General features: G+C 60.6%; 13 protein-coding genes. 9 read left to right on the top strand and 4 right to left on the bottom strand.

What is annotated here, in order from left to right:
- Window positions 1-357: LPXTG cell wall anchor domain-containing protein (locus tag HMPREF2944_RS03215; protein ID WP_141755727.1), on the top strand; the 357-nt coding region annotated here is incomplete at its 5' end.
- A gap of 139 nt (window positions 358-496) precedes the next feature.
- Here HMPREF2944_RS03215 and HMPREF2944_RS03210 read toward each other — a convergent pair.
- The gene (locus HMPREF2944_RS03210; protein ID WP_070680365.1) at window positions 497-1990 is read right to left on the bottom strand and encodes an amino acid permease; all 1494 of its coding nucleotides are present in this window, start codon (window positions 1988-1990) and stop codon (window positions 497-499) included.
- Window positions 1991-2300: 310 nt separating this feature from the next.
- Complete coding sequence (locus HMPREF2944_RS03205; protein ID WP_210398446.1) at window positions 2301-2813, bottom strand: OsmC family protein; 513 nt, start codon at window positions 2811-2813, stop codon at window positions 2301-2303.
- A gap of 226 nt (window positions 2814-3039) precedes the next feature.
- Here HMPREF2944_RS03205 and HMPREF2944_RS03200 point away from each other — a divergent pair, with 226 nt between their 5' ends.
- The 3 genes from HMPREF2944_RS03200 (at window position 3040) to HMPREF2944_RS03190 (ending at window position 5614) form a co-directional block, all read left to right on the top strand.
- Window positions 3040-3882, top strand: a complete 843-nt coding sequence (locus HMPREF2944_RS03200) for an AzlC family ABC transporter permease (RefSeq protein ID WP_070680361.1) — start codon at window positions 3040-3042, stop codon at window positions 3880-3882.
- A gap of 419 nt (window positions 3883-4301) precedes the next feature.
- Window positions 4302-4637 (top strand): branched-chain amino acid transporter permease, encoded by a 336-nt coding sequence (locus HMPREF2944_RS03195; RefSeq protein ID WP_049332056.1) that lies wholly within the window; start codon window positions 4302-4304, stop codon window positions 4635-4637.
- Window positions 4638-4645: 8 nt separating this feature from the next.
- Window positions 4646-5614, top strand: a complete 969-nt coding sequence (locus tag HMPREF2944_RS03190; RefSeq protein ID WP_070680357.1) for an AzlC family ABC transporter permease — start codon at window positions 4646-4648, stop codon at window positions 5612-5614.
- 292 nt (window positions 5615-5906) lie between these two features.
- Here HMPREF2944_RS03190 and tpx read toward each other — a convergent pair whose 3' ends face one another.
- Window positions 5907-6407 carry a thiol peroxidase gene (gene tpx, locus HMPREF2944_RS03185; protein WP_070680354.1) on the bottom strand — a complete coding sequence of 167 codons (501 nt, stop codon included), beginning with the start codon at window positions 6405-6407 and terminating at the stop codon, window positions 5907-5909.
- A 320-nt stretch (window positions 6408-6727) separates the two neighbouring features.
- On the opposite strand from tpx, the gene HMPREF2944_RS03180 reads away from it, so the two are divergent.
- The 4 genes from HMPREF2944_RS03180 to HMPREF2944_RS03160 all read left to right on the top strand — a co-directional run bounded on the left by HMPREF2944_RS03180 (window position 6728) and on the right by HMPREF2944_RS03160 (window position 9685).
- A complete protein-coding gene (locus HMPREF2944_RS03180; RefSeq protein WP_141755721.1) occupies window positions 6728-7495 on the top strand; it encodes a hypothetical protein in 768 nt (255 codons plus the stop codon).
- 159 nt (window positions 7496-7654) lie between these two features.
- Window positions 7655-8419: an LppP/LprE family lipoprotein gene (locus HMPREF2944_RS03175; RefSeq protein WP_080978753.1), complete on the top strand. Its 765-nt coding sequence runs from the start codon at window positions 7655-7657 to the stop codon at window positions 8417-8419.
- Window positions 8420-8869: 450 nt separating this feature from the next.
- Entirely contained in the window at window positions 8870-9262 is a 393-nt protein-coding gene (locus HMPREF2944_RS03165) for a DoxX family protein (RefSeq protein ID WP_070680349.1), read from the top strand.
- 165 nt (window positions 9263-9427) lie between these two features.
- Window positions 9428-9685 carry a GlsB/YeaQ/YmgE family stress response membrane protein gene (locus HMPREF2944_RS03160; RefSeq protein ID WP_070680346.1) on the top strand — a complete coding sequence of 86 codons (258 nt, stop codon included), beginning with the start codon at window positions 9428-9430 and terminating at the stop codon, window positions 9683-9685.
- A gap of 156 nt (window positions 9686-9841) precedes the next feature.
- Here the strand turns inward: HMPREF2944_RS03160 and HMPREF2944_RS03155 are convergent, their stop codons facing one another.
- Window positions 9842-10210, bottom strand: coding sequence for a zinc ribbon domain-containing protein YjdM (locus HMPREF2944_RS03155; RefSeq protein WP_070680342.1), 369 nt, complete (start codon window positions 10208-10210; stop codon window positions 9842-9844).
- Between the two features lie 347 nt (window positions 10211-10557).
- Between HMPREF2944_RS03155 and HMPREF2944_RS03150 the strand changes: the two genes are divergently transcribed.
- A partial coding sequence (locus tag HMPREF2944_RS03150; RefSeq protein WP_070680336.1) for a TOBE domain-containing protein occupies window positions 10558-10729 on the top strand: 172 nt, incomplete at its 3' end.

Genomic DNA, 10729 nt, shown 5'->3' with positions numbered 1-10729 from the left:
CCCCTGCCGGAAGCAACCGTGGGTGTAAACCCCACTGACGCACCGACGGTTCCTGCACTGCCGGAAGCACCGGTTGCCGATAAGACCCCCAACGCTGACAAGCTGGAGGACGCAACCGTGGCGCATCCCAAGAGTAAGCCAGCTCAGGAGGCTCCGGTGACCGCCGCCCGCTCGGCTAAGGACGGCCCGGCAAAGGACAGCCCCGCTAAGGATCATCTGGCTCAGGAGAGCAGCCCCAAGAAGGCTACCCTGGCGAACACCGGTGCATCCAGCGTTGGTGTGATTGTTGGCATTGGCGTTGTCGCGATTTGTGCGGGTCTGGGTTTGAGCGTTCTGCGCTCGCGCCGCCACTCCTAAGAGCTGCAGAGCATACAGCCTAGCTCTCCCGTGCGGAATAAACTGCGGATAGCAAAGAGCCGCCGGCTCCCCTCGGTCAGGGGGAACCGGCGGCTCTTCACGTATCAGCTCATTCAATCAGCTGACGCAATCGTTCGCGTTACTTCGAAGCCTTAACCTCGAGGCCGCTCACGTCCATTTCTTCCAGCGGAATCAGGCGGTCACGGGTCACGATGCGGTGGCCCAGCCACACGGCCACCACGACGGGCAGGCCGATGTAGGAGCTCAGAACGCCAAACCAGTCGCCGCTGATGATGGCCTCGTAGTTCTGGCCGCCAATCACGACCAGGCACATGAGGAACGCAATGATCGGGCCCACGGGGAAGAACGGCGCCACGTACGGCAGCTCCTTGAGGCTGTGCCCCTGCTTCAGGTAGGCGCGGCGGAAGCGGTAGTGCGCCACGGCGATGCCCACCCAGGTGATGAAGCCCGCCAGACCCGACACGTTCACGAGCCACAGGTACGCACCATCCGGCGAGAGCAGCGCGGCGATGAAGCCGACCGCGCCGATAGCTGCGGTAGCCAGCAGCGCGTTCATGGGCACGCCGCCGGAGTTGATGCGGGTGAACATCTTCGGTGCTTTGCCCTCCTGCGCCAGGGAAAAGAGCATACGAGCCGAGACGTACAGGCCAGAGTTACCCGCCGAAAGCACGGCGGAGAGAATCACGGCGTTCATGACGGCCGCCGCGAAGGCGATGCCTGCACGCTCAAAGATGAGGGTGAACGGGGAGATGTTCACGTTGCCATCCGCTGCGGTCAGCAGGTTCGGGTCGGTGTAGGGAATCAGGAAGCCGATGACGACCATCGCGCCGATGTAGAAGAGCATGATGCGCCAGAACACGCTGGTGAGCGCGCGGGGCACGTCGCGGCGGGGGTTCTTGGACTCACCTGCTGCCACACCGATCATCTCGGTGCCCTGGAAGGAGAAGCCTGCGACCATGAAGATGGCGAGCACGGCGGGGGCACCGCCCACGAAGGGTGCCTCGCCCACGGTCCAGTTGGAAACGCCCGGGGAGCTACCGCCCAGGATGCCGAAGATCATGGCGATACCGGCGATGAGGAAGACGACCACGGTGACGACCTTGACGGTGGCCAGCCAGAACTCGCTCTCACCGTAGGAGCGTGCCGAGAGGGCGTTGATGCCGGTCAGTAGCACGAGGAATCCCGCCGCCCACACCCAGGAGGGCACGTCCGGCAACCAGTACCTCATCACCTCACCGACCGCGACGAGCTCGGCGGCCACGGTAATCGCCCAGTTGAACCAGTAGTTCCAGCCCATGGCGAAGCCGAAGGACGGGGACACGTAGCGCGCGGCGTAGGTCTGGAAGGCGCCGGGCACGGGCAGGTGCGCGGCCATCTCGCCGAGGGACTGCATAAGGAAGAGCACCATGACGCCGATGAGGGCGTAGGCGAGGATTGCGCCACCGGGGCCCGCGGTGGAGATGGTCTTACCGGAGGCAACGAAGAGGCCGGTGCCGATTGCGCCGCCGATTGCGATCATCTGCATGTGTCGGGCGGAGAGGCCTCGCTTCAGTTCACCCTCTGCGGGGGTGGCTTCCGATGCAGTGCCGGAAGTCTCTGTAGGCTGTGCCATGTCAGGTCTTCTTTCTGAGGCTATTGCTTCGTGCGTTTGCTAGGGGGATTGTGTGCTGTCCAGTCTAGCCCTGCCGTCGATGCGGCTGCCGAAGGTTTGTGCCTAGGTCAAGAAATTCTTCAATCTTAAGGATTTCTTACGTACCGTAAGTTTTCCTAATCTGAGGGTCAATCCTACCCGCTTTCCGGGCTCTTTTCCACCCCAAACCCACAAAAACACAGAAAAACCCTCCCGAGCCGCTCCATCACGAGCGGCACGGGAGGGCCTCAAGTCAGGCTATCTCTCCGGGCGTTTAGTCCGTCTAGCCTTTCTAGTTCGCCAGGTTGTGGAACGAAACCTTCGTGGGGTGCTCCACGGTGCGGGAGACGGTGCAGTCCTTCTGCTCGCTGAGCTGAATCAGGCGGTCCACCATCTTCTGGGCCTTGGCGCCCTGCTCGTCCTCGGGGAAGCGCACGTCAAAGTCCACCTCAACGTCGTCGAGGCGAACCGCACCGTCCTCGGTCTGCTTCAGTGCCGAGGCGAGCACCTCGAACACCTCGGGGGTGGAGCGGCGGGAGGTGCTGGCGTCCACATCCACGGAGGAGCAGCCGGCAATCGCGGCGAGCAGCAGCTCGACGGGGGTCAGCAGGCCCTCGCCCACACCGAAGTCGAGGGTTGCGCCGTTGGCACCGTGGGCACGGTAGCGCAAGCGGTCGATGCGCTCAATCTTGGTCTGGCGGTAGTTGTCGAGTTCGCGGCGTTCCTGCTGGCGCGAGTACACCTTCTTCTGCTCTTCTGCAGTCTGCACGGCGTTGCTCTGCTCAGCGTTGTTCTGCTCGGTCATTGAGGTTCCTTTCGGGTTGTCTGCACGGTCGCTAGGTTATTCAGTACCGCGTTGTTTAGCGTCATTCACTATAAGCGTGTTTCTCATTATTTTATTCCCGGACTCTTTTTCTCGTCGGTCAACCGCTGGCTCCTATACACTGGAAAGCCGCGGCGGGCGTTATCTTTGCCCGCCTGCAGGCAGACGAGGCATTTCGTAGAACGTAACGCATACGAGGAACCCACTTATGGCACAGACTCCCAAGCTTCAGGGCGCTCAGCATCCGGGCACTCGATTTAAGGGCGCAGGCTCGCAGCATGATTTCCGCTTGGCTGTTGCGGATTCTTCCGTGGTGATGCTCGGTATCGCTGTGCTGGGCCTGGGCCTGGGCATTATCCTCAACGCGCACGGTCTGCCGATCTGGACGGCACCGCTGCTATCTGCCCTAGTTTTTGCCGGTTCGGTGGAGTTCCTCATGGTGGGCATGATCAGCGGTGGCGCGTCGGTTGCCTCGCTTGCTTTGACCGTGTTCCTCGTGAATGCTCGCCACCTGGTGTACGGTCTTTCCTACCCGTTACACAGCGTGAAGGGTCTCTGGGCCAAGGCCCTTGCCATCCACACTCTCTGCGATGAGGCGTTTGCTCTCAACTCCGGTCCTGATCGCAATGAGCGTTCCGGCGCCCGCATCCTGTGGGTTAACACGCTGATTTACGTGTCGTGGATTCTGAGCGTGGTCCTCGGATACGTACTCGGCGCGAGCTTCCTAAACGACCTGAAGGGCGTGGACTTCGTGATGGTGGCTATCTTCACGGTTCTCGCCATGGACGGCTACCGCGCCAGCCCGGATTGCGTGACGGCGCTCTTCGTTGCGGTTTCGGCCGCGATTGCGCTGATTTTTGCGCCTTCCTCGTTCCTGGTGGTGGCGTTGGGTTCGTACGTGGTGTTGCTGTTGGCGCGCTTCCCGGTGGCGAAGCGCCGCGGCACCCTGCCTGCCCACTCGGAGCAGAAGACAAGCGAAGTAACGGGGTCCGCTTCCGAGGATAATGGGGGTTCCGCCGGGGTGTTACGCGGCGGCTCGGAAAACCGTTAATATAAAAAGTGCGAGCCGCCTATTCGGCCCGCCCTTCTCTTTCCTGTTTCACGCGGAACCGGCCGCGATTCGCCTTTCCAGGCGCCATCTCGTGAGCCGCCGCCCACAGATTTGAGGTACCACATGCAGATGAAAGATACCGCTAAGGAAACCAGCGACGCAGAACGCTGTGCCGCCCCGGAGTAACACCGCACCGGGAGCGGCATCACCCGAGGTCACGCAGAGATGAGTCTCATGCGGGAGGAACGTCCCTCCGCCTCGTTGTTCGCGGCTTTCATCTATTCACGTACCTATCACACTACTCCCCCGTTTCCTCGGGCAGACCCGGCTCTCAGCGGTTGCTTTGAAGACTTTATCCGTTCGACCGTGTGTCTTTCGCCTCCGGGGTTTTCTGAGTGGTGCAGAAAGAGACAATCATCATGAACGGCGAAGTTACTGCCGGATATATTTTGACTGCGGTGTTCGTTGCTGCAGGTATTACTTTTATGCTGCGTCTTCTACCTTTCGGTTTGAAGAAGGCGCTCGCCGGCTCCGAGCTGCTCGATGCACTCAGCCATTGGATTCCGCTCGGCGCAGTCGCGCTACTTGCTATCTATGCGGTGGCGAAGATTGATTATTCTTCCGTTGAAACGGCGGCACCGTACCTGGCGGGCCTGGTGGTGACCGTGGGTGTGCACCTGTGGCGTAAGAATATGGTGCTGAGCATGGTGGCGGGTACCGTCACCTGTGTTGTGCTGGCTAACTGGGTTTTCTAGGGGGCGTCATGACTTCATCTCAGGATTCTCAGCGTCACCCGGCGGATGCCTCCGCCCCCATCGTCGAGTCGGTCCACCGCACCGCGCCCGACCGTAGCGCGCAGCAGCAGGCACCCCACCAACGGGCGGAACCCAGCCAGGCAAGCCCGGAGCAGGTGGATCAGGTGATCGCCTCCGCCCTTCCGCTGACCGGCGTTATTCCCGTGGTCGAGGCACCCAAGGACTCTTCGGACTCCCAGCAGCCACGCGTGAGCGGTTTTGCCGAGGCGATGCGCACCGCCGGCGTGGTCATGGCGGGCCTGTTCTTCGTGGGTATCGGCCTGGGCGTGGTGATTCACAGCTACGGCTTCCCGATGTGGCTGGCGGTCGTCCTGCCGGGCATTGTCTTCGCCGGTTCCGTGGAGTTCGTGCTGCTGGACATGATGTCTCTGCACGCTTCGCTGGTGTCGATTGCGCTCATGACTCTGCTCGTGAATTCGCGTCACCTCATGTACGGCCTTTCCTACCCGATTGAGCGTGTGCGCCATCCTCTCGCGAAGTTCTACAGCGTGTACACGCTCACCGACGAGGCGTACGTCCTCAATAGCGGCCCCGACCGCCACACGCTGCGCGGCTCCCGCATCCTGTGGATTCACGCGGGCATGCAGGTGTCCGTCATCTGCGGTACCCTGCTGGGCTACGTGCTGGGCGTCAGCTTCCTGAGCGAGCTGAAGGGTCTGGGTTTTGTGATGACTGCGCTCTTCGCGATCCTGACCGTGGATGCGTACCGCGAATCGAAGGACCGTCTGACCGCCGTCATCGCGCTGGTGGCCGCGGCCGCGGGCCTGCTGATCGCCCCGCAGTCCATGCTTGTGGTGTCCATGGTCGTCTACCTAAGCCTGCTGGTGGCTCGCTACGCGGTGCAAAAGCGTCGCGGTACCCTGCCCGAGCACATGCTTGTGGCCGACCACGACGGCGGCTCCGAGCAGACGCGCTAGGTACCGGGGGGGGGCATACCGGCCCTTCGCACTCTGCCTAATGCATCGTTAAAACGCTCCGCCCACCCGTGATATCGGGTGGGCGGAGCGTAATGCTGTCGCCAGCCGCATGTGTGGGGTGAGACCGTACTCGTGCGGTGTAGCGTTCGTATCTGTTGTGTCGTGCACCGCGCGAGAGAAATAATCGCGCGGCGGTTATCACTATTTTAAAGCACCCCGGGCGCAAACCAGGGGTATGCGCGCCGGGGCGTTGAGAATCAATTGCTCATTCGCGAGGCGAACGAAACGGAAACTACTTGATGGCGGCGAGTGCTGCCTCGTAGTTGGGCTCGTTGGTGGTTTCGGGAACCAGCTCGGTGTAGACGACCTCGCCCTCGGGGTTCACGACGACCACGGAGCGTGCCAGCAGACCAGCCAGGGGGCCGTCCACGAGCTTTACGCCGAAGTCCTCACCGAAGGAGGAGCGGAAAGCGGAGGAGGTCACAACGTTCTCAATGCCCTCGGCTGCGCAGAAGCGGCCGATTGCGAAGGGCAGGTCGTTGGAGACGCACAGCACGACGGTGTTCTCCAGGCCTGCAGCCTGCTTGTTGAAGGTGCGGACGCTGTTTGCGCAAACACCGGTGTCGATGGAGGGGAAGATGTTCAGCACCAGGTTCTTACCTGCGAAATCTGCGGAGGAAATCTCAGAGAGATCAGCCGCGAGAACCGAGAATTCGGGCAGCTTTGCGCCGACTGCGGGCAGGTCGCCGTTGGTGTGGATTACGAGTTCATTCTGTAGAGTTACTTCAGCCATGCCTTCATTGTCCCCCGGATGCGGCGGGTGTGCAAGGAGATGCGGGCGCGGCAGGCGGAGTTTACCTATTGGCTAACTTTCTGCGCTGCAGTATTTCCGCAGGCGGTCATATCGGCTGTGCCTGAGCCGTGCCCCGCCACCTTTACAATGGGCTGGTGAGCATCATGAGGTATGTTTCTTCCCGCCTTGCGCCGTTGGCGTATCCCGTAACGAATTTCAGGGCACTCCGCCAAGACCTGCGCCGTCAGCGGGTGGAAGGTCGCGCCCTCATCGAGCCGAAGAATACGTACCGCCCGAGTGTGCGCGCTGAGTTACGCCGCATGTTTACTCGCCCATTCCCGGTGGAGACGCAGACCATTGTATGCAATGCCCTGCTGGCGGCAATCTGCTGGTATCTGCTCCCCAAAGCCTGGCGTTCATGGCTGTTTAGCGAGTTTAGGGGCCCGGCTGGTTTTGCGCTGGTGATGGTCGGCTGGATGGTCGCGGACGTAACCTCCACAAACCTGATGGGTCACGACGAGGAGCATGCGCTGCGTGCTTTGCGCAGTAGCGACCCACACGCCCTGCACCTGTTCGTGCGCACGAAGGCTATTGCAATCGGTCTGATTACTGGTGTTTCTGGCACGGCGGTGTCGCTGATTCTGCACAGCCAAGATAAGCATCTGACCCCCACGCTCATGATGTCCCTATCGTTCTTTGTGGTGCCGGCTATCGTGGTGTCCCTGGGGTCGATTCTGGGAGTGATTTACCCGTATCGCCTGCGGGGTTGGAAGTTCCGTTGGGCCCATCGCAAGAACCTGCGGATGAGTGCCCGCTGGGTTCTGCTCTGTTTCGGGCCGGGCTGGGTGCTGGGTACGGTGCTGATGTCGCTGATGTTCCCGTCGATTTTCCTGTCGGATGCGCTCGCGCGCCTTCTCAACCCCGGCGTGGATCCGCGCGATATTGCGTTCAGGCCGCTACTGTTTTCGCTGATCTTGGGGGCTCAGGGCGCTATCAGCCTGTGGGTTTTTCCGCGGGTTACGGCACGTATTGCGACGGCGAGGCGCGCCTGGCTGGTGCACTACCTGACCGACGATAAGGTCTGCTAACCGGTTTTCTGCCGCCTACCGGCAATGGAAAAAGGCTACGGTAATGAACGGCGCTGACGCCCCGCACCACGTCAATGCGTCTTTTTCTCTATACTGGACGAGTTCACTGTTCACATACATCAGCTTGCGATGCGCCGCCGCATCGCGCGAGGAGTCCCCATGCGTTTGACCCGCTCCGCTCTATCCCTGCCCGCCCTGGGCGCGGCCGTGGCCCTGGCCGTCTCGTCCTGCTCGGCAAGCACCGATTCGGCGCTTTCCGGTACCGTTGTGTCTTCGTCCGCCTCGGCGAGCGCATCCGCTTCGGCTTCGCCGAGCTCCTCCTCGAGCGCCGCCTCGGCTATCTTCCCCACGGCTTCGGCGAGCCCTTCCGCTTCTGCCTCCGCCTCTGCGTCTTCGCCCGCCCCGGCTCCGTCGGTGGTGACGATTACGGTGAACCCCGAGCCGAGCGTTACGACCGTTCCCGCGAAGTCTGACTCCTCGGGTGATAAGAAGAGCTCCAGCTGCTCCAACGTGTCGGCTTCGTCCACGGTCTCGAAGGCTCTGAGCGATATGAAGAACAAGAGCAAGTGGAACCAGTGGACGAACGTTTCCCGCACGTACGAGGGTTTTGATCCCTGCGCCGAGCTGTCCTGGATTGACGCGATTCCGGGCTCCTCCCCGGACGAGTGCTGCATTTCCTCGATGGCCCACCACATCCTGCTCTTCCACTACGGCAAGTTTATTGGTACGGCAACCTACGAGCCGTACTCGTTCTCGCCCTCTATTACCCGTACCTCCGATAATTCGATTAGCGTGACCTACCGCTATATGAAGGACGATGAGAGCCCCGCCAACGCGAGCGGCCGCACGACGGCTACGTTCACGTGGAGCTCTTCGCAGAATAAGGTCGTGATGAGCGGAGAGGTTCCGCCCAGCGGCGAGTAGGTTCACCGCTCCGTTCGTAAATTCTGCGGATACGACGAAGCCCGCCCCTCGAATGTTTCGAGGGGCGGGCTTCTTATGCTTAGGATTATTACGCCCTGCGGGGCGAGATACCTTAGGCTGCCTTCTTCTTGTAGATGAAGAATGCGGCGCCTGCGAGTGCTGCGATGAACAGAATCTTCTTCATGGGGTTACTCCTTTGATTTTTGGTATGGTGCACCCGGTCCGTCCTGATCGGCGTCGGCTCGTGGGGAGCCGCTCGTCGGTCGGTACCGCACGCGGTGCCATGCTTCACATCATACCCTGTTTGACGGGTCTTTTCCTCTTGAGGGGTTGGATTTGGACCTCGCCCGGTTGCGGTGGCTTCTGGGCTTCCCCTTCCGAGGGTAGATATTTTCGGGACTCGCCGTGAAGGTCAGCGGTTTCCTCTTCGTTGGAGAGGATACTGGGGGCATGAGCATTTTTAAGAAGAAAGAGTACAGCGCCGAGCGTTCGGCGACTCGTATGGCGCGCGGTCTTGCCGTGATGGGCGCGCTGCACTTCATTATCCCCAAGCCCTTCGATTCGATTATTCCGAAGTACCTGCCGGGCCCTCCGCATGCGTACACGCACGGTTCCGGTGTGGCTGAGCTGGGTACCGCCGCCCTGTTGTCGAGCGATAAGACCCGCCGTGCCGGTGGTCTGCTGGCCGCGCTGCTGTTCATTGCGGTGTTCCCCGCGAATATTCAGATGGCTCTGGATGCGCGCAAGCAGTCCGCTCAGCGTAAGGCTATCGCGTATACGCGCCTGCCCCTGCAGTTGCCGCTGATTTGTAGCGCTCTGAAGATTTGGCGTAAGTCGAAGTAGCACCTTCGCCGTAGAACAACGGCACCTCGGTGTTTTACACGTAAAACACCGAGGTGCCGTTCACCTTAACATACTCGTTGTTAAGCCTCCCGTAACCGGCATTGCCTACACTTGAGGTAAAGCCCACCTGTCACAGCGGCAGGTGCACGACCCTTGGAGACAACGATGGATGCTCTTATCACTATGGTTATTACCGGTGCAATTATCGGTGTGATTGCGCGCTTCTTCATGCGAGGCCGCCAGAACATTTCGATTCTTTGGACCATTGTCTGCGGCGCTATCGGCGCGGCTGTCGGCAACTGGGCGGCAGTTCAGCTGGGCGTCGCCGCCACCGCAGGCATCGACTGGATGCGTTGGATCCTTTCGATCTTCGCGGCGATGCTGACCATCTCCCTGTACCTGGGCATGACCGGCAGGAAGTAACAATCCGAGCTATTGAGGGCTCGCTGAGTCCCTCATATATAAAGGCGGCACCTCCCCTAACGTGAGCTAGCGTGGGAGGTGCCGCCTTTTCTGCGCCTCACAGGAGGCGTTTTATGTCTTCTTGGCTTATATCGCCTTGGGCTATGCCTTCTTGGCTTATGCCTTCTTCACGACGGAGGACTTCAGGTACATCTGGCCTGCGCCGGGGACCTTCGCCTCAATGTCGTGGCCGTTCACGGGGGATTCGAGCAGGCGGATGCCGCGCACCTTGGTGCCAGCCTTGATATCTGCGCCGCCCTTGACCTTCAAGCCCTTGACGATGGTGACGGAGTCGCCGTCGACGAGCTCGTTACCGACGGAGTCGAGAACCTTGGCGCCTGCTTCTTCTTCGGTTTCACCTGCTGCGGTGCGTTCCCATTCGTGGCCGCACATGGGGCATGCCCAGAGTTCACCCATTTCGTAGGTGTAGTTTTCGTTGCATTCGGGGCAGGCGGGTGCTTCGATTTCGTTGAGGTTTTCGCTCATGGTTCCTTCTTCGATCTGTGCGGATGCGCCGCTCCCTGCACCCGATTACCGCGGCTTTGGGCGGTGGCGCTGCGGCGTGTGGGCGCGCGTCAGCGAGGGCGGGGTGCGACGGTGGAGGGTGCGAGGATTCTCGCGTTCGTGCTGACTATACCATTTGGCGGGTGCGAACCGCATGTGTGGGGATGGTTTTTACCGGCCTTTTGGGGTGGGTTCGGGGCGTGGGTGAAGCCGAAAATAAAATTTGCATGGTTTGTGCGTAATATTTTGGTTGGAAGGTGATTCTGGGTGGCTGCGGCGTGTAGAGTGCTTAGAGTATTTGTACGTTTCTGAGTGAAAGGCACGGCTTCATGAAGCTTTCCGCACGTAACCAGTTCGCAGGCAAGGTTGTTGAGATTACTGAGGGTGCGACTAACGGCATCGTTAAGATTGAGATCGCTCCCGAGGTTGTTATCTCTGCGTCCATCACCAATGAGTCCATTAAGGAACTGGGCCTGAAGGTTGGCGAGACCGCTTACGCAG

The organism is Rothia sp. HMSC072E10 (genome assembly GCF_001813965.1).
Classification (GTDB): domain Bacteria; phylum Actinomycetota; class Actinomycetes; order Actinomycetales; family Micrococcaceae; genus Rothia; species Rothia mucilaginosa_A.
The sequence above is the reverse complement of the archived record's forward strand: the minus strand, read 5'-3'. Positions and strand labels throughout refer to the sequence as shown.